The organism is Paenibacillus suaedae (assembly GCF_032337355.1).
Taxonomy (GTDB): domain Bacteria; phylum Bacillota; class Bacilli; order Paenibacillales; family Paenibacillaceae; genus Paenibacillus_B; species Paenibacillus_B suaedae.
In genome coordinates, this window is the sequence record NZ_JAVYAA010000001.1 from 1401576 (window position 1) to 1421045 (window position 19470).

At 48.4% G+C, this 19470-nt stretch carries 12 protein-coding genes; 7 read left to right on the forward strand and 5 right to left on the reverse strand.

Features of this window, described 5'->3' with window-relative positions; all coding sequences use genetic code 11:
* The first annotated feature begins 1 nt into the window (after position 1).
* The 6 genes from RQP50_RS06200 to RQP50_RS06225 all read left to right on the forward strand — a co-directional run bounded on the left by RQP50_RS06200 (position 2) and on the right by RQP50_RS06225 (position 8576).
* On the forward strand, positions 2 to 1297 hold the full coding sequence (locus RQP50_RS06200; protein WP_072727792.1) for an ABC transporter substrate-binding protein: 1296 nt from the start codon (positions 2 to 4) through the stop codon (positions 1295 to 1297).
* Positions 1298 to 1357: 60 nt separating this feature from the next.
* Positions 1358 to 2254: a carbohydrate ABC transporter permease gene (locus RQP50_RS06205; RefSeq protein WP_065293701.1), complete on the forward strand. Its 897-nt coding sequence runs from the start codon at positions 1358 to 1360 to the stop codon at positions 2252 to 2254.
* Between the two features lie 13 nt (positions 2255 to 2267).
* Positions 2268 to 3110 carry a carbohydrate ABC transporter permease gene (locus tag RQP50_RS06210; protein WP_072727793.1) on the forward strand — a complete coding sequence of 281 codons (843 nt, stop codon included), beginning with the start codon at positions 2268 to 2270 and terminating at the stop codon, positions 3108 to 3110.
* Positions 3111 to 3204: 94 nt separating this feature from the next.
* Positions 3205 to 5400, forward strand: coding sequence for an alpha-L-rhamnosidase-related protein (locus tag RQP50_RS06215; protein WP_315744047.1), 2196 nt, complete (start codon positions 3205 to 3207; stop codon positions 5398 to 5400).
* 57 nt (positions 5401 to 5457) lie between these two features.
* On the forward strand, positions 5458 to 6207 hold the full coding sequence (gene pgmB / locus RQP50_RS06220; protein WP_315744049.1) for a beta-phosphoglucomutase: 750 nt from the start codon (positions 5458 to 5460) through the stop codon (positions 6205 to 6207).
* Between the two features lie 62 nt (positions 6208 to 6269).
* Positions 6270 to 8576, forward strand: a complete 2307-nt coding sequence (locus tag RQP50_RS06225; protein ID WP_315744051.1) for a glycoside hydrolase family 65 protein — start codon at positions 6270 to 6272, stop codon at positions 8574 to 8576.
* An 81-nt stretch (positions 8577 to 8657) separates the two neighbouring features.
* Here the strand turns inward: RQP50_RS06225 and RQP50_RS06230 are convergent, their stop codons facing one another.
* The 5 genes from RQP50_RS06230 to RQP50_RS06250 form a co-directional block, all read right to left on the reverse strand.
* Complete coding sequence (locus RQP50_RS06230; RefSeq protein WP_315744053.1) at positions 8658 to 10706, reverse strand: methyl-accepting chemotaxis protein; 2049 nt, start codon at positions 10704 to 10706, stop codon at positions 8658 to 8660.
* Positions 10707 to 10966: 260 nt separating this feature from the next.
* Positions 10967 to 13027: a methyl-accepting chemotaxis protein gene (locus tag RQP50_RS06235; protein WP_315744055.1), complete on the reverse strand. Its 2061-nt coding sequence runs from the start codon at positions 13025 to 13027 to the stop codon at positions 10967 to 10969.
* A 251-nt stretch (positions 13028 to 13278) separates the two neighbouring features.
* On the reverse strand, positions 13279 to 14460 hold the full coding sequence (locus RQP50_RS06240) for a hypothetical protein (RefSeq protein ID WP_315744057.1): 1182 nt from the start codon (positions 14458 to 14460) through the stop codon (positions 13279 to 13281).
* Between the two features lie 26 nt (positions 14461 to 14486).
* Complete coding sequence (locus RQP50_RS06245; protein ID WP_072727796.1) at positions 14487 to 15203, reverse strand: YiiX/YebB-like N1pC/P60 family cysteine hydrolase; 717 nt, start codon at positions 15201 to 15203, stop codon at positions 14487 to 14489.
* 135 nt (positions 15204 to 15338) lie between these two features.
* Positions 15339 to 16613 carry an esterase/lipase family protein gene (locus RQP50_RS06250; RefSeq protein ID WP_315744060.1) on the reverse strand — a complete coding sequence of 425 codons (1275 nt, stop codon included), beginning with the start codon at positions 16611 to 16613 and terminating at the stop codon, positions 15339 to 15341.
* Positions 16614 to 16906: 293 nt separating this feature from the next.
* On the opposite strand from RQP50_RS06250, the gene RQP50_RS06255 reads away from it, so the two are divergent.
* Positions 16907 to 19432, forward strand: a complete 2526-nt coding sequence (locus RQP50_RS06255; protein WP_315744062.1) for a GH39 family glycosyl hydrolase — start codon at positions 16907 to 16909, stop codon at positions 19430 to 19432.
* The last annotated feature ends 38 nt before the right edge of the window (positions 19433 to 19470 follow it).

A 19470-nucleotide genomic window follows, 5' to 3' on the forward strand; every position in this document is an offset into this window, starting at 1 on the left:
AATGAAAAAATGGGCTTGTCTATTGGTTGTGACGATGATGGTTCCACTGATTTTGTCTGCTTGTGGCAGTGGAAAGACAGATGGCTCGGCCAAGGGAGACGGATCCAAGGAAGTCGTCGAGCTGAAGTTTACGGCATGGGGAGACGTGAACAGCGGTCAGTCCGAGGTGAAGCTGGCTGAGGAATTCAACAAAACGCACGACAATATTAAGGTGAAGTTCGAACCCGTCCCCGGTGATGGGTACGGCACGAAGCTGACGACTTCTCTGGCAGCGGGTAATGCGCCGGACGTATTCCTGATCGGTGAGGGAGACTTCTACAAATATGTTGATAAGGGCGTAATTGAGCCGTTGGATAGTTATCTGGCAGAGGATAAATCCTTTGATACAGGCTTATTCCAGCAGGATCTGCTGAATATGGGCCGTATTCACGACAAGCTGTATTATTTGCCCAAAGATTTCAACCCGCTGTCCTTATGGTACAACAAAGCGATGTTCGATGAAGCGAAGATGGAATATCCAAATGAGAACTGGACATGGAATGACCTGATGGCCACAGCACAGAAGCTGACCGCGAAGGACGGAAACGGCAAATACGTAAAATTCGGCTTTAACGCAACGAAGTGGGAATATCCAATATACACCTATCTGTGGTCCAATGGCGCAGACATCAGCAATGAGGACGGGACAAAAGCCGAAGGCTACATGAACAGCGATAAGACGATTGCTGTGCTTGAAAAATACATCGCCATGTCCAAAGGGGCTAACAAAGTGTCGCCGACACCTCAAGATGCAGAAACGCTGGGCGGAGACAGCTCGATGTTCATGACGAACAAGCTGGCGATGATGGTAACAGGCCGCTGGGTGAAGTCGGATTTGGACAAATCGGATGTGAATTATGGAACGGCGCTTATTCCGAAGGGGGAAGGCGGCAACCGCGCCGGTATCATTGCGGCAGCGGGCTGGGCGATGAACGCGAACGGGAAGCATAAGAAGGAAGCTTATGAATTCATGAAATGGCTTTCTGGCACGGAGGCCCAAAAATTGCGTTCGGAAAATGGATTCGTGCTTCCAGCAACCGTCAAGGAACTAGAGGAAGTAAAAAGCAAGGAAATTGCAGACAAACCGGTTATTGAAATGATGCAGTATGCGAAAAAGCCGGTTACACTCATATCCGGCAATGGGCCGATCTTCGTTGAGGAGTTCGGCAAAGCGTTAGAGAAAATTTTGCTGGATCGATCCTCCATCAAGGATGCCTTGGATGAAGCCGCAAAAGCGATTGACAGCAAGATCAAGTAAATTGGGGTATGGTGGAGCCGACTCGCTCTGCTCCACCCTCCATTCTTCAAGGAGGTTCCTATGGGCAAATTTCGTTCGGAAAAAACCGGGTATTGGTTTATCCTTCCATGGTTTCTGGGCCTGCTGTTGTTCACGATCGGGCCGATGATTTTCTCGTTCGTGCTTTCTTTCAGCAAATGGGACATTATTACGGGAATTGATTCGATTCAGTTTGTAGGCTTTGAGAATTTTATTCAAATCTTTCAGGATGAGCTGTTCTACCAGTCATTGAAGGTCACCTTCATCTTTGCACTCGTATCCGTTCCTCTGTACCAAATGATTGCGCTGTTTGCGGCCATGCTGCTCAATATGCGCAGCCGCGGCATGAAATTCTTTCGCTTAATCTTCTTCATGCCCTCCGTCATTCCGGCGGTGGCCGTATCGATGATGTGGATCATGATATTGAATCCGGAATACGGCATTCTGAACAAAGCGCTCGCTTGGTTCGGAATCCAGGGCCCTGCTTGGCTGCAAGATCCGTCTTACGCACTCGGTGCGTTAATCGTGATGGGAATATGGGGCATAGGCAATACGATCATTATTTACCTGTCAGGACTGCAAGGCGTACCTGAAGAGTTGTATGAAGCCGCGCAGTTGGATGGAGCCGGCATGCTGCGCCGTTTCATAAACGTAACCGTTCCAATGATTTCTCCTACCATTTTCTTCAATCTCATTATGGGGATCATCGGTGGTTTCCAATATTTCACGCAAGCGTTCGTCATGACCAACGGCGGACCGTTGAATTCCACTCTGTTCTATAACTTGTATTTGTATAATAAAGCATTTTTGACCTACGAAATGGGATATGCATCGGCGCTATCCTGGATTTTGTTCGCCATTATCTTGATTTTAACGCTGCTTGTCATTCGCAGTTCCTCCATGTGGGTGTATTACAACGGCGATGACGACAGAGATTGAGAGGTGTCCATCAATGAGTACAAGTGCGATCAACACGAGGAAGCTGGCTAATGTTCTATCACTTGTTCTATTAACGGCAGGCTCGCTTATTATTTTGGTGCCGTTATTATGGACGATTTCGACCTCGTTGAAATCGCCCGGTGAAGTATTTGGTGATCAATTCTTTCCAAATATCTGGAAATGGGATAACTATGCAAAAGCAGTAACCGCAATACCGTTCTTCACGTTTTTGGCGAATACACTGATCATCTTGATTCCGGTCTTAATCGGTACCGTATTCTCTGCCGCACTGTGTGCATATGGCTTTGCGAGATTCAAGTTCAGAGGCAAGCGCATTCTATTTCTCGTACTGCTGGCGACAATGATGCTGCCTGGCCAGGTGACGATGATACCGATGTTCATTATGTTCAAAGAGATCGGATGGGTCGATACGTTCCTGCCGCTGATCATTCCGTCCTTTTTTGGGGGCGGGGCCTTTAATATTTTCTTGATCCGGCAATTTATGCGTGGAATACCGAAGGATTTGGATGAGGCTGCGTTCGTGGACGGGGCGACCCGATGGACGATTTTCACGAAGGTCATGCTGCCGCTGAGCAAGCCTCCGCTCATTGCCGTGGCGATTTTTACATTCATGGGCGTGTGGAATGATTTCCAGGGTCCGCTGATTTATTTAAATACGACGGATAAATATACGCTTGCGTTAGGATTGTCGATGTTTAAAGGTCTATACAATGTCGAATGGAACATGCTGATGGCGGCCACCATTCTCATTATGCTCCCTGCGCTCATCGTATTTTTTGCGGCACAAAAATACTTTATCGAAGGGATATCCTTATCGTCTGCCATGAAGGGGTAAGAGTGGGGAATAGGCGGCAAGTACCGGAGAGGCTTCGAAAGAATGAGCTGGGAAAGGAATCAAGTGGAATCACATCGATAAGGGAGAGGGCACTATGGTAAGCAAGATGAGCAGACACCCCTTCAGCGTGTACTTGAATGCGGGGGAGTACGTTAAAGTAAACGGTACGCAGGACGGTTATTTCCCTGATTTTGGGCATCATGTTGCGAATGAAATGGGCGGAGTATGGCTGCACCCGGTTAAGTTGCTGGACGGCTTCTGGCTAAAAGTCACGGATACCGAGCGGCATATTTCCGTATGGTCGAAATCAGATTCTTTTGAAAATTTGCCATGGGGAAGCCGATTCAAATACGACCATGGCTTGGGACATATACCGGTAGAAATCACGCGAACACAGTTCGCGCCGGAGCTGGAAAAAGGATTCGTCGTTCATTATGAAATCCATAATGATGCGGATTGCGATACGCACTTGAGCTTGGAACTGCTCGCACGGACGGATCTTCGTCCCGTGTGGTTCTCGGAGGAAATCGGCATACAGGACGGAGAGGAGGATACGGCCCAGATCTTGACGCCTCGCACGGTGTTGGCAAAGGATTGTGACCATGAATGGTATGTGCTGGTCGGTACCGATCTTTCTGGGGAGCAGGTGGAAACAGGCAAGCATTTATTCGGACCCGAATTCACGAGCGGGAATGGAACGGGCATCAAGTTTGCCACTGATGTCACTTTGGCTGCCGGCGAACGATTGTCTTTTCACGTTGTAATCGCCGGTTCTTATATGTCCCGTGAGGAATGCGAGCAAACGTATCGGACACTAACGACTTCTCATTCTCATTTGCTGAAGGAGAAGCAGGCTCTGTATGAACAAATTGCACAGCGCGCCGAGCTGGAGATCGAAGGGGAGAGCACAATCAATGAAGTGTTTGCGTGGGTGAAGTGGAATAACCAGTGGCTTGTTCAAACCGTGGACGGGATCGGCAGAGGATTGACCGCCGGGTCTCCGCACTATCCGTGGTGGTTCGGCTGCGACAATACGTATGCGCTGCAGGGCGTACTGGCGATCGGTGATCAGCAGCTCGTGCGGGACACGATGGGGCTGCTGCGGGAGAAGTCGAAGGAAGTGAACGGCAATGGCCGCATTGTGCATGAGATTACGACGATGGGCGTCGTCGCCAATCCGGGCAATACGCAGGAAACCGCGCATTTCATCGCTTTTGTCTGGGAAATGTTTTGCTGGATTGGCGATGTGGAGCTGCTGCGCGAATACTATCCCGATTGTGTGCAAGGTTTACAGTGGCTGCTTGAGGAGATGGATCCAGATGGTGACCTGCTGCCTTCCGGTTATGGAATTATTGAAATCGCCGGCTTGAATATGGAGCTGATCGATTCGGCGGTGTACACCGTGAAGGCTGTGGAAGCTTTGATGCACATGAGCGCAGTGCTGGAAGAACGCGAGAACCACGAGCGGTACAACATGCTGTATGAACGCATCCGTGAAGCTGTTGAAGCGCTGTATTGGTGCGAAGAGGAATCGCTGTATGCGGACGCAGTGGCGGCGAAGAAAGATATCGCTCCCAAGGTTAGCGTTATGGCAGCACTGGCTGAGAAGCATGGAATTGCTGACTATCGCGAGTATATCGAAGATTTACTCGCCGGCCAGTCTGAAGAGGAGCAAGAGCGAGGCTGGCTGCTCAACAAGAACTGGGTGATCGTAACGCCGATGGAAGCGGGAATTGCCCAGGCTGATCGTGCGCAGCGAGCGTTGGCAAGTATGCGGAACGAGGAGTTCATCGGCGAGTATGGAACTTATCTGGCTGCTCTGTATAAGCAGGGCATGATGACGATCTCGACGGGAGCGCATGCTGTAGCTGAGGCTACCTATGGCAATGCTGATGCGGCCTTGGATTTGTTGAACCGGATGCTGCGCTCCTACTCCATGGCGCTGCCGGGCTCGATGAGCGAAATGTCGCCTGATTATGGCTGCGCGGTTCAAGCGTGGACGACTTATGCGCTGGCTGTTCCCGTCATCCGCCATTTCTTCGGCATAAAGCCGGAAGCTTATCACAGCCATGTTCGGCTGGAACCAGTCATTCCGACCGCTTGGGCAGGGAAGCGAATGCGGCTGCGGCAGGTTCGAATCGGGGAGGCGTTGTTCGATATATCGTTGACGATGTCCGCCGTTTCCAAGCTGCATGTTGAGATTGACAATCCCGACGCATGGAGCTTCGCATTCTTATGGAATGGACAAACCGTAGAGAGCAGCGAGAAGCACATTCATTTGCACATATAAAGGCATATCCGTTTGCTTGAAGATGTGAACTGTGAAATGTGAAACAGGCTATGAGCAATGGAAAATGGAACGATGGAACGCAAGGACAATCACGAGCTGCATACATGCGAGGGGGAGAATCGGATGAAGGTGAGAGCCGTCTTATTTGATCTGGATGGCGTCATTACAGATACTGCGGAATATCACTATATGGCTTGGAAGCAGTTGGCGACCGAATTGAATATTATCATCGACCGCGAGTTCAACGAGCAGCTCAAGGGCGTAAGCCGTATGGAATCGCTTGAGCGCATATTGCGCCATGGAGGATGCGAGCATAACTTTACGGATGCGGACAAAATCGGGCTTGCGACGAAGAAAAACAAGCAATATGTGGAGCTGCTCAAGCAGGTAAAGCCGCAGGATGTGTTTCCAGGAATTCGCGAATTGCTGCTGGAGCTGCAGGATAACGGTGTGCATGCGGTCGTTGCTTCGGCAAGCAAAAATGCGCCGCAAATTTTGCAATCCTTAGAGTTGACCTCGTTGTTCGATTATATTGTCAATCCGGACGAAGTTGCACAAGGCAAGCCGGCGCCTGATATATTCCTGCGCGGTGCTGAAGCCGTAGGCGTGCCATCAGAACATTGTATCGGAATCGAAGATGCGCAGGCTGGCATTGCCGCGATTAAATCTGCCCATATGGCGGCGGTCGGCATCGGCAACGAGAACCTGCTGAAGGCCTCGGGGGCGGATGTCGTACTGCCGACGACGGAGGCACTGACGCTCTCTTTCCTGCAATCGGTAGGCAAAGCGGAAGCAGCAAATCAATAAGGAGCCGATCCTCAATCGGCTTCTTTGCTTTTAGCAACGGATAGGCGAAGGGGGAACCTGACATGAGACAAGGAAGCATCATTTATCCGAATGAGCCCTGGACAATAACAGAAGAAACGCCAGCCCTAGTGAATAATCAGCGCAGCGAAACGGTGTTCGCCGTCGCGAATGGCTACATCGGCATGCGCGGCAGCTTCGAGGAGGGCTTTAGCGGTTCGGAAGGCTTGTCGCTGAACGGAACTTATTTGAACGGATTCTACGAATCTACTCCGATTCAATATGGGGAGGAAGCCTTCGGTTACGCTAAAAACAGGCAAACGATGTTGAACGTTACCGACAGTAAGGGCATTGAGCTGTGGGTGAACGGAGAAAGGTTCGATGTATGGAAGTCAACGGTACAAGAGTATCGTCGCCAATTGCACATGCGCCAAGGCACCATGACACGCAGCTTGCGCTGGAAGACTGGACAAGGTAAGCTGCTCGACCTGCATATCGAGCGCTTTGCGTCTTTTGCTGAGAAGCATCTTGCCTTGATTCGTTATCGGGTTACACCGCTCAATTTCTCGGGGCCACTGCGAATCGTCTCCACCATGAACGGGGAAGTGACCAATCAAGTGACGATGGGCGATCCTCGGACAGGCTCAGGCTTTGCAGGACAAGTGCTGTTGACGAAGGAGTTGAAGGAGAACGGAACGTATGGCGGCATGCTGCATCGCACGAAAAATACCGAATTTACGCTGGTGTCGGGTATGGAGCATGACTTGAATACAGCGTACACAGCCACAACGGTTATGCAGGATCAACGAATGGAGATGACATTCACGGTGGAGGCTGTTCAAGGAGAAGCCGTCATGTTTGATAAATTTATATCCTATCATAGCTGTAAGGAGGAGACGCAAGCCGACTTATGGTTCCGTTCGATTGCCCTGCTAACCTCTGCCAAAACGAAAGGCTATGAATGGTATCAGTCGCAGCAGGCGGACATTCTCGCCGAGTTCTGGAGTACTGCAGATATTTCCGTAGAAGGCGATCCGGCACTGCAGCAGGGGCTTCGGTTCAATGCTTATCATTTATTTCAATCGGTCGGCAGGGACGGCGAAACGAATATGGGGGCGAAGGGCATTACGGGAGAAGGCTATGAGGGCCACTATTTCTGGGATACGGAGACGTATGTTCTTCCCTTCTTCTTATATACAAACCCCTCTATTGCCCGTCAATTGCTGAAGTATCGCCACCGAATTCTGCCTAAGGCAAAGGCGCGCGCGGCGGAGCTGGGCTATGCAGGGGCATTGTATGCGTGGCGGACGATCGACGGAGAAGAGACGTCTCCCTATTATCCAGCAGGCTCGGCCCAACTGCACATTAACGCGGATATCGCTTATGCTGTGAAAAAGTATGTTGAGGCGACGAATGATGACGCCTACCTGCTGGAGGAAGGCTTGGATATTTTAATCGAGACGTGCCGATTTTTTGCCGATGCGGGCGATTGGATCGAAGGGAAAGGGTTTTGCCTGAATGGGGTGACGGGGCCTGACGAGTATACGGCAATGGTCAACAATAATACGTACACGAATGTGATGGTGAAAGATCAGCTCGAATTTACAGTACATTCGCTGCGGCGAATGAAGAACGACATAAATGCATGGAACCGGCTCATCTTGTGTCATCAGGTAAGTGATCAAGAATTGGATGAATGGTCAAGAATGGCTGAGCAAATGTATGTTCACCGTGCAAAAGGCTTGATCGGACAAGACGATAGCTTCTTGGACAAGGCCGTATGGGATTTTGAGGGAACACCCAAGGATAAATATCCGCTTCTGTTACACTACCATCCGATGGTTATCTATAAATACCAGGTGCTCAAGCAGGCGGATTTGGTGCTTGCCTTTTATTTGCAGGGACATCGTTTTACGAAAGAAGAGAAGCTAGCCAATTATTGGTACTACGAGCCGCTGACGACGCATGATTCTTCCCTGTCGGCCTGCATTTATGCCATTGTCGCGGCAGAGCTTGGCGAGATCGAGAAAGCGTACGACTATTTCATGCAATCGGCGCGGATGGATTTGGACGATTTCCATGGCAATGTCAAGGATGGCATTCATTCCGCCTCCATGGCCGGCAGCTGGCTGACAATCGTGAACGGCTTTGCGGGCATGCGCCATGACGAGCACGAACTAACCTTCTGTCCGACCATTCCAGCAGCTTGGAGCAGCTACGCGTTCCGAGTGCAGTATCATGGCAGTATCGTTGAAGTAACGGTAACCAAGGACGCTGCGACATATACGTTAGCTGTGGGTGAGCCGGTTCGGCTGAAACATGGAAATAAACCGTTCGTGCTGGAAGACAGTATGACAATAGAATTACAATAAAATAGGAAAATCGTTCCGCACGACACGAAAATATTTACACAAATAGACCGTTCCCAGCAAGGAAACGGTCTATTTTTCTTTCTATTCGGTTTTGAATTTCGAGGAAGCCTCTCTTAACTGCTTAGTCAATGAGTCGATCTCTTCAATCATCGAGGACAATTGCTGCACCATAGCCGATTGTACTTGAATCGTAGAGGTTACCTGCTCAACGGAAGCAGACACTTCTTCGCCAGAAGCGGACAAGTTCTGAGCCAGCTCCATAACGTCCTCTTTGCCTCGCTTCATGTTGTCCATTTCGTAGGCCATGCCCTTGATTTGTTCTGTAATGTCAACAACGTTGTTCAAAATGGCTTCAAACGCCAGCTTTGTATCATCTACGTATTGATTTTGCTTGGCAGACACATGTTGAAGGCTTCTTACTGATCCATTTGCCTCCTGCGCCAAGCTTAGGTTGTCTGTGATGATTTCCTCGATCTCGCTTGATTGCTTTGCACATAGCTCCGCCAATTGTCTTACTTCGGAAGCAACAACGGCGAATCCTTTGCCGTGCTCCCCAGCCCGTGCTGCTTCTATCGATGCGTTAAGGGCGAGCAAGTTCGTTTGCTTTGCAATCTTGCCGATGGTTTCCGTAATGGAGGCAATGCGCAAGGAGCTTTCCTCCAGCTTGGTCGTGATGGCTGCGATTGAAGCAACTTCCTGTTCACTGTCACCATGAGTATGGATCAGCTGATTCACGACTTCATTTCCGCTATGGAAGACTTCAATAATGGAATCCGTCCGATCCTTCACAGCGGATGACAATTGATTGACAACTGCAATTTTATCCCCAAGATCACCGAACTTATTTACGATTTGCTCGGTATCAAGCGCTTGGGACTCTATCGCTTTGGCGATTTCCATGGTCGTAATCGATGTTTCCTGAATGGATATCGTCGTCTGCTTGGAGGCGGTATCCAATTCATTTGTGCTTGTGTTCAAGTGCTCGATGGAGTGATTCATTTGGGAAATCAAGCTCTTATTTTGTTCGACCATGACGGTGAAGCTGTCCGCCAAGTCTTTGAATTCACTCTTGTAGTTGCCTGTTGCGGCAACGGTAAGGTCGCCGGACGCCAATGTCTTGAACAAGTCGGTTAGTCTTGCGATTGGCCGCGTAATCGTACGTGAGATGAGGATACCCACCGTCAAGGATATCAATAGGGCAACAAGTGTAATGATCGATATTTTGGCGAATAGATCATTAAGAGGTTTCTTAATATTCTTATAGCTGTCTTGCACCACAATTGTCCAATCTGCTTTCGGAATTTTGGAATAACGGATAAAGTATTCCGGATCCTCAATACCACCTCGGGAGATTTGCCCCTTAACCGGAGTCTGAACGACTGAATTAAACTTATCGGATTCTACCATCTGCCCAATTGCCGAGTTATTGCTTGAGTGGAAGATGGTTCGGCCTTCGCGATCCAAGATTATGGTGCTTCCTTGCCCATTTTCGTCCGCATGCTTCAGTTGGTCTACAAAAAACGAGGTGTTCACGGTCATAATAAACACACCTTCAACATTCGAGCCATCTCCCAGGATAGGCTGAGCGAACACAACCACCTGACTGCCGGTACTTTTGGATACAATCGACTCGCTGATGAACGATTGTCCTTTCATTGCCGCTTGGAAATAGGCTCGATCCGTGCGGCTGCTTCCAATGTTGTCTCGGTTCGAACTCGCAATGATGATGCCGTTCTTATCGATGAGACTGCCCGAGCTCGTTTTGAGACTATCAGCCATCAGCTTATTTGCCTTCGTGAAAAGCGGATTGCGTTCAGAGAAAAAATCGTTATCCTTTAAGGAATGCTCCGCCCGAAGCTGTAGCAAGGAAAGGTATGTCTGATTAATAGACGCCAAATAAATGGACTGCTCCTCCAGCTGCACGGACGACCATAACCCTTCACCGATGCGGTTGGCATTCAAAATCATGTTGTTCTTGCTTTCCTTCAAAAGCATGTCGGACCCGTACCAGTACAAAATAGAACTCGTTCCAATCAACATGCATACCGCCAAGGTGCTGATTAACAACGGAAGTTTTACTTGCAGTGACATATTCCCGATGCGAATGCCCCACTTCTTATGTGTTACCATTTTCGTCTCACCCCTGATGTACAAAATATGTTCCTATGACTCCTATGTAAATCCGATTTTCCATCTCTGTATATGCCTCCTTCCAACTATTTGGAAAAATATGATCAGAAGTCTGTTAATCTATTCAACGGAAATATTTACGTGTTTTTATATAGGTAAATTACGGTAAATGGGCACGGTGAACACTTGAGTCATGAAGAAATAAAGAAAGGGGCGTCCCAAGCCATTTCAAATGACTTTTGGGAGCCCCATTTTGCATGCTATTCGGTTTTGAATTTCGAAGAAGCTTCCTTCAGCTGCTTGGTAAGGCTGTCAATTTCCTCAATCATCGAGGACAATTGCTGCACCATAGCTGATTGTACTTGAATGGTCGAAGTAACCTCCTCAACGGAAGCCGATACTTCTTCGCCAGAGGCGGATAAGTTCTGTGCGAGCTCCATAACGTCATCTTTGTTCTGTTTCATAATATCGATCTCATGGGCCATGTCTTTAATCTGTTTGGTGATATCCATGACATTATTCAGGATCACTTCGAATGCCTGTTTTGTCTGGTCGACATATTGATCTTGCTGAGTGGATACGTTTTGGAGACTGCGTACGGAATCGTTTGCCTCCTTGGTCAAGCTTAGATTATTCGTAATGATTTCCTCAATGTCGCTAGACTGCTGCGCACACAGTTCTGCGAGCTGTCTGACTTCGGAAGCAACGACACCGAATCCTCGTCCATGCTCGCCGGCACGAGCGGCTTCAATCGATGCGTTTAGTGCTAGTAGGTTCGTTTGCTTGGCGATTTTGCCGATCGCTTCCGTAATCGAAGCAATGCTGATCGAGCTTGCCTCTAGCTTGGTGGTTATGGTCGCAATGGAGCTGACCTCTTTCTCGCTGTCGTCATGAGCCCGGATGAGCTGGTTGATAACTTCATTTCCGGTATGGAAGACGTCAATAATAGAGTCCGTACGCTCCTTAACTGCCGACGACAATTGGTTAACGACTGCGATTTTGTCACCGAGATCACTGAATTGATTAACAATATGTTCCGTATCGAATGATTGAGATTCCATCGCTTTCGCGATTTCCATCGTGGTGATCGAAGTTTCCTGAATGGATATATTCGTTTGTTTGGAAGCAGCGTCCAATTCGTCTGTATTTGTATTCAACTGTGCAATGGAGCGGTTCATGTGGCCAATCAAGTTTTTATTTTGTTCTACCATGACCGTGAAGCTGTCTGCCAGGTCTTTGAATTCACTCTTATAGCTTCCTGTAGCAGCGACGGTGAGATCGCCGGAAGCCAGCTTCTTGAACGATTCTGTTAATCTGCCTATTGGTCGGGTTATGGAAAGCGAGATTAGTAAGCCAGCAGCTACGGACAGCAGCAGAGCGCCAAGCGTTATAATTGATATGTTCATAAATAAATGATCGAGTGGGCGCTTAATGTTCGCATAACTGTCGAACGAGAATACAGTCCAGTCTGCTCCTGGTATCTTCGAATACAGAACATATTGATCGGCATCGTCAAGATTACCGCGAACAATATCCTTGTTTCCGGAAGCTTGGAAAATCGCTTTTAGCTTATTGGACTGGATCTGTTTTCCAGTCGCAGTCTTATCTTGTGAATGGAAGAGCGTATGGCCTAGGCGGTCCGTAATAATAATTGTGCCTACTTTATCGCTGGCCATTTGCTTCAACTGCTCCACGAAGAACGAGGTGTTGACCGTCGAGATAAAGACACCGTCTACCTTCGAGTCGTCCCCTGATATCGGTTGAGCGAATACGACGATTTGGCTTCCGGTGCTCTTCGAAGTTAGAGCATCACTTATGACCGGCTTTCCCTTCATGGCAGCTTGGAAATAGTCGCGCTCTGCGCGGCTTTGCCCGATGGCTTCCGGAGTGGAGCTTGCAATGACGATACCCTTCTTATCAATGAGCTGATAGGATTCTGTACCCGTACTGCCTTGAAAACTTTGGGTCAGCAGCCTATTTGCTTGGTTGAACAAGGAATTGTCCTTCGAAAAAAAATGAGCATCATCCATAGACGACGCTGCTCGAAGATCCAGCAATGAGCGGTATGTACCATGTATTGAGGCCAAATATACGGACTGTTGTTCCAGCTTTACGGAAGACCATAATCCTTCGCCGATGCGGCTGGCGTTCATAGTTAAACTATTTTTGCTTTCCTTCAAGAGAATGTCAGAACTAAACCAGTACAGGATTGTACTCGTTCCAATCAACATAGCTACTACCATCGTGCTGATTAACAGTGGGAGCTTTACCCGCAGCGACATATTGACGATTCGTGAAATCCACTTCTTGTGTGTTACCATGCTAGTCCACCCCTGCTGTTCTATTTTGCGATGCTATGGTCTGCTTCTACGCGGTTGAAAGTCTAATCACCTCCTATCTGAATAGGTTGGAAAAATATGATGTAATGCTCATTCAATCTATTAAACATTTAATTTTAAGTAAATTTCTATAGGTAAATTACGGTAAATGGGGTGAGTGAGGGAGGGGATCTCGTTCAAGTGAAAAAGGCTGCCTCGTCTTGGATGAAGATGAAGGCAGCCCGCGAGGGCATTTACAGATTGGTGAGCATTTGAAAATCATATAAGTAGACGCCGGAGGAGAGTTTCGAAGCCAGGTTAGGGATAGGGAGTTTTTTCAGCAATTTGCCATCCGACAATTGGTATTGTTCAATTTTATGTACTTGGTCGGCGTCATCATAGCGGAACAGGTAATAGAAAGTGTCATATACGTAGCCCATCGCATCGTTTACATTGGATGACCGCTGGAACTTGGCAAGGGTGTTGGACTTCACAGAAGCCTTCGTATCCAGTGAGAACGAGAAGATTGTACCGTAGCCGTCTACATAATAGAGCATCTTATCCACGATGCCGATACTATTGGCGCTAAGCGAGAAATATGCATTGTCCGGCTCTTCTCCGTATGTATGAAGCGAATAGGTTATTGCCGTATGAGTGGACTTATTAATTTCCATAAGCTGAAGATGGATACGATTGTGCTCATCTCGGGTTGAGAAGACCACGTACATATTGTTTGGTGTGGAAACCATCTTCGATTGCACGATGAGAGAGCCTGTATAGATGTCCAATAGAGGATATTTCGTTTGTTGGAGCTTGCTTCCCTCTAGCTCCATCACAACTAGGTTTAGCCCTTGCAGAGAGGCATGATCAGAGGTTAATACATAGATAAGATTCTCGTCGCTGCCCTGCGCCTCAACAAACTCTGGAATATCCGCGCAATTATGGTGCTGCGCATCTCCCCAGCGGATGGTAGATATATAGTTGTCATGGGTGTCAATCCCTTTGTTGAACAAGGCATAATACAACTTGCTCGAGGTTAAGTAGCCCGACATCTGCCTATACCCTGCACTTACTCTACAACGTGAAGAATATGTATCCTCAGTTCCGTTGCCTTGCTGCACATGAACCTTCTCTCTTGCTTGGATGACAATGCGATTCGAGTCCTGAAGCTGGACAGGAGCATTCCATTCCAAACCATCTCCGTTCCGAGTCTGAATGCTCCCGTCCTTGCCGATAGACAAGAAGTAAGAGTTCCCGCCGCCGATGATTTCCTGAGATAAGGAAGTAGAGTAGTAGACAAGGGCGACGGGAGGGTTATTCAGCTTGGTATTATTGTCTTGTGGAGATGATTGAGAACAAGAGATGAGAAGAGAGGAAATGACTAGGAAGACAGTATAGATAAGGATGCGTAACATAGCATGATACGAGGTCTTCAAGCTTCTCATCTCCGTTCCGAACAAAATTAGTAGCTTCTTACTGTTGTGAACATGGATGAGTCGCGAATATCGACAGGATATACACCGAGTCCGCCATCTCTATCAATATCGATGTTGGCTTTCTCTTTGAAGGCGCACCATACTAACTTGGAGCAGTTCTTGTCGCCGGAGCATGAGGTAAGACGGTTCGTAGCAAAATTGTAGGAGTACTTTTCACCGATGCGGCCATTTGCCCAGTCAGCAGCTTGGGACCGCGCAGTTGCGCCTGCATATTCGTTCTTGAGGGTGAGAATCTTGGAGCCGCTATCTACTCGCTTATCAATAAGCTTTACTTTGCGGACTCCTGTGCTAGGGACAGACTCGACGATATAATCTGGTGTGTAGTAGATGCCTACATGGCCATGAGGGATGCCGATCGTCGAAGCGGTCTCGAAGAACACATCGCCTTTGCTGGAAGAGGCAAGCTGATAAGCTCCTTGACCTTTGTCCCCTGAGGCGATGCTCATTTGCGGAGACAGCCTTTTGGAGCTGAGCTCCTTGTACAACTGTTGGATGATGACGTTGCGTGGCTGATTTGTAACACGGGAAGCGTAATCAATTTCGGACAAGAGCTGTTCCTTCGTCACATCAGGGTATACCCCTAACACGCGATCCAGCTGTGCTTCTTCGTCTTGACCCAACGCGCCAACGGTAGTAGGAACGAATAACGTCAACAGAAGCATAACAAGCAAAATCTTTTTCATTCAAATCCTCCCATCTATCAATTGGTATACTTTCACTTCTATCATACAATCAACTTGGGAAAATATTCAATAAATTTACTAATTATTAATTTTATTGTATTGTGTTGAAATTTGAGTTTCTGTCTGATTTCCCTTTTAAGGAACTGCATTGAGCCATTGTTCGATGACATTAACGGATTGCGGAGCCCAGGCCAGCTTTAAGTGATTGAGCTTCAAGGTAACATTTCCTGCGACAGTTGCAATTCCATCTGTTGCGGAAGCACTATTCACGAATACCACTCCATCGCTAGGCCCTGTATGCTCATTGTGCACGTTCGGAATGTTGTTTTCATTGCCAGACAGCAGGTAAGTGGCAATTGTACCTGGTATGCCGGAGCCTATAAGTTTGTTGACGAGCGAGCCCTGCTGGATTGCAGCATCAATCCCATCTCCCTTCGTGAAGAATCCCGTACCTCCATAATAGGTTGTATACCAATCTTGCTCCGTCGTCGGAAGCGGGTACGTAGTATCCCATTTCGCCAACATTTGCTTTTGCCCGGGAAAATAGTTGCCTTGAGATGTGCTGTATATGGACAGCTCGGGATGACTGCGCCAGATGCCATAACAGATCATTTGTGTGTGGGGAGAAGGGGCATTGGCATTGCCGCCGCATTCCGGAATGATTCCATAATTGAAGGTCCATCCGTGCCTGAATATAAAGTCCGTTCCTTTATTCGGACTGCCAATGAGAATAAGCTTTCGAATATCATTGGCATACGGAGTTCCGCCGCCTTTCGCCACAGAGGAAGCATACATCCGCGAGGCAAAGGCCCCTTTGCTCCAAGCGACAACATCAACTTTGCTGGAACCCGTTATTTGCTTAATAATGTGGATGGCATTCTGGATGTGTTCGGCGGCATAGTAATTGTCTCCATGCTTGTGGCCGAATCCGATTGCAAATACTTTATATCCTTGGCTGACAAGCTGCTGCATCAGGCCTGTGCTCGGGCATGAGGAAGCTCCACATGTATTCGGCCCGAACTCATTTGGGTTAGCCCAAGCCCGGTCGGCATTGTCGTTAGCACCATGGACAAGCAGAACGGGTGTGGATTTTGCATTGGCGTCATATTGAGGTGCATAGTACAGCAAGAAGCGGCTTGAATGGGGCTGGCCAACGCCTCCGAAGAAGGTGAGCCGCTGTCCATTCTGATCTCCCCGGCCATCTGGGGGATATTGTTCCGATGTGAACATGGGATTACTGTCCTTCCAGCGTTCTACCTTAGCCCAGCCATTGGCGACATTTGGAAATGATTGCTCCATGGTCAGCGTTGATCCGCCAGCCTGGGCTTGCGAGAAGGGAATGAGCAGCGTGCACATGAGAAGAACGATGAGGGCCACCTCGATCTTCTTGCCATGCTTAAAACGGGACATAGCATCCTCCCTTTCCTGGACTGCTTCGAGGCAGTCATTCATGAGTTATTGGGAGTTCTCGAAGGAACTCCTAATCTTCATTATAAAGAAAGCGGTTACAATTAAGTTGCTGAATTGCCTGCTTTCAACCAAAAGATCGCTTTGACGAGGATTTTTATATTCAATTATTCAGGCAAACGGAGACTCATGTATAAGTTTCCTGAACTGGAATTAGTTTTTTGTTCGGAGGAAGAAGAAGTCTCCTTGAATTTCCTGGGCGCTCAATCACATAATAAAGTATGGAAAGGGGGAGCTTGATTATCCGTTACTTATACGAGTTTATACAGCACCAAGACGATTTGCCTATCAAGTTATTCGTAAACAGCGTGAAGCATATCCATTTCCATTGGCATAAAGAGATTGAAATTATCTATGTTCTTCAAGGCACGGTGGTCATGTATACGGATCAGCGCCAATATACCCTTCGTCAGGACGATATTATTGTCATCAATAGCATGTCTGTGCACAAGATTGAGCGCATGAACGAGGATAACGTGCTGCTGACGCTGCAATTCGGCCCGGAGTGGCTCGATACGAGCACGTTTATTCATTGCAATTCCAGTACACAGACGGAGGAGAATCGCAAGAGCTATGATGTCATCCGCCATTATTTGGCGAAGATGGTCTATGAGATCAATAAGAAGGCAAGCGGCTTTCGCAGCTATACCCTGGGGTGTCTACAGATGCTGTGCGGCCATCTGCTGCGCTATTTCGCATCTGGAACCAACGAGGCGGCCCTGGAAGATGCGAAGTCGTATGACTACAAGCGGCTGAATCGGGTGCTCGAGTACATCGATCAGCATTATAACCAGAAAATTTCGCTTCAGACGATGGCGGATCAGGAGCACTTAAGTCTGCATTATTTTTCGCATTTCTTCAGTGACAAGATTGGTATACCCTTTCAAAAGTATTTGACGCTTGTCCGTCTCGAGAAAGCACAGGTAGAGCTGGCTAATACGGCGAAGAGCATCACGGAAATTGCGCTCGACTGCGGCTTTGCCAATGTAAAGCTGTTCAATAAATATTTCAAGGAAAAATACAACAGTACGCCGAGCGCATATCGGGAAGCTTTCGCCCTGTCCGATTTGCCGGATCCAGATCGAAAGCCGCTCACCTATGATGAGTCATCCAGCGGAGACTATTATGAAACCGATACGATTCAGGCAATGTCTTCACTCTATCGCTATCTTCATCTCCATACAGACGAGGGTACTGAGTCCAGATCCGTTTATCCGGTGACGGGAACTTTATCAGCCGCTGCTTCAACTTCGGTGAACGTAATGGTTCATGCGAATGAGCAGGGCGCGCCTTTCGCTAAGCACTGGAGCGTCGTCACGACGGCAGGGCGGGCGATCGAGGGATTAAGAGAGGACTGGCGATGCCAGTTCAGCGGGATGCAGCGCCAATTTCCTTTTCAATATATTCGCTTTCACGGCATCTTTAATGATGAAATGATGGTATACAGCGAGGAGGCTGACGGTACGCCGATCTACAATTGGTCCTACGTGGACAAGCTGTATGATTATTTGCTTCAGCAGGGCGTAAGGCCGTTTGTCGAGCTTGGGTTTATGCCGAGCCTGTTGAGAAGGTCGAATGAAACCGTTTTTTGGTGGAAAGGCAGCATTTCCCCGCCTAAGGAGCAGGCCAAGTGGGATGCTCTGATTCAGGCATTCGTACGCCACTGTATGAACCGCTATGGCTGGGACGAGGTGATCCGCTGGTACTTTGAGGTCTGGAACGAGCCTGACTTGTCCGGCGTGTGTTGGGCAGGGACGAAGGAGGAATACTTTGCATTCTATGAATCGACGGTGCAGGCGATTAAGTCCATCTCACCGGAGCTTAAGGTAGGCGGACCTGCTCTTGGCTACGGTTCGTTATGGAACGATACTTGGGCGGAGGAGTTTTTGGCGCATTGCAGCGATCGTCAGGTGCCGCTCGACTTTTTCTCCTTCCATGTGTATTCGGAGTACCCCTTCCAGAAGGAGGAGAATGATCGCCTGACCACGATCATGCCGCCGTCCTTTTATATGGAGAGCATTGAACGATTGAAAGCCAAGCTCTCAGTTACGCCTTATCGCGATGTGGAACTGTTCATGACCGAGTGGAACTTCTCGCTGTATGACCGCAATCTGGTGCATGATACGGCCTTTATGGCCCCGTTCGTCATTTATCATGCGCTCACAACGCTTGGCACTATGAAGGGATTGGCCTTCTGGTCTTTTACAGACGTATTCGAGGAAAGCATCGTTCCGACATCCCACTTCTACGGGGGATTCGGGCTTATGAATCGGGATGGGCTAAGAAAGCCAAGCTACTATGCTTTTGAGCTGCTGCACAGGCTTGGGGATCAGATTATCGCTCGCGGGGACGGTTATTTCGCGACAAGGCGCAGCGATGGCAGTGTACAGCTGCTTCTGTATCATTACGTGCATGTCGATCAGTTATTCGCGAGCGGAGATTGGTCGGAGCTGTCCGATACGAATCGATATGCCGTATTTGAGGAGAAGGGGGATAAAAGATTCCATATCCGCCTCGAAGGGCTTGTTGGGAGCTATAAAATGACAAGCTACCTGCTGGATCGCGAACACGGATCTGTGTTCGATGAATGGGTTCGACTTGGCACCCCTCAATTTCTCACCGAGGAGGAGCTTCATTATTTGGACGCCAGAAGCGGGCCGGTGATGAATACCCAGATGATTAATGCTGTACAAGGCTGGCAGCAAGAAGTGACCCTTTCGCCTCATGGCGTGATGCTGCTTACGTTTGCAAGGCAATACTAGTTGGCCTCAGTTACAGCAGGAGGCTTCAGTTTCTTATT

What these genes read in the sequence shown, in the direction of transcription:
- RQP50_RS06200 (WP_072727792.1), top strand. Translation starts at nt 2, where the DNA reads ATGAAAAAATGGGCTTGTCTATTGGTTGTGACGATGATGGTTCCACTG.
- RQP50_RS06205 (WP_065293701.1), top strand. Translation starts at nt 1,358, where the DNA reads ATGGGCAAATTTCGTTCGGAAAAAACCGGGTATTGGTTTATCCTTCCA.
- RQP50_RS06210 (WP_072727793.1), top strand. Translation starts at nt 2,268, where the DNA reads ATGAGTACAAGTGCGATCAACACGAGGAAGCTGGCTAATGTTCTATCA.
- RQP50_RS06215 (WP_315744047.1), top strand. Translation starts at nt 3,205, where the DNA reads ATGGTAAGCAAGATGAGCAGACACCCCTTCAGCGTGTACTTGAATGCG.
- pgmB (WP_315744049.1), top strand. Translation starts at nt 5,458, where the DNA reads ATGGAAAATGGAACGATGGAACGCAAGGACAATCACGAGCTGCATACA.
- RQP50_RS06225 (WP_315744051.1), top strand. Translation starts at nt 6,270, where the DNA reads ATGAGACAAGGAAGCATCATTTATCCGAATGAGCCCTGGACAATAACA.
- RQP50_RS06230 (WP_315744053.1), bottom strand. Translation starts at nt 10,706, where the DNA reads ATGGTAACACATAAGAAGTGGGGCATTCGCATCGGGAATATGTCACTG.
- RQP50_RS06235 (WP_315744055.1), bottom strand. Translation starts at nt 13,027, where the DNA reads ATGGTAACACACAAGAAGTGGATTTCACGAATCGTCAATATGTCGCTG.
- RQP50_RS06245 (WP_072727796.1), bottom strand. Translation starts at nt 15,203, where the DNA reads ATGAAAAAGATTTTGCTTGTTATGCTTCTGTTGACGTTATTCGTTCCT.
- RQP50_RS06250 (WP_315744060.1), bottom strand. Translation starts at nt 16,613, where the DNA reads ATGTCCCGTTTTAAGCATGGCAAGAAGATCGAGGTGGCCCTCATCGTT.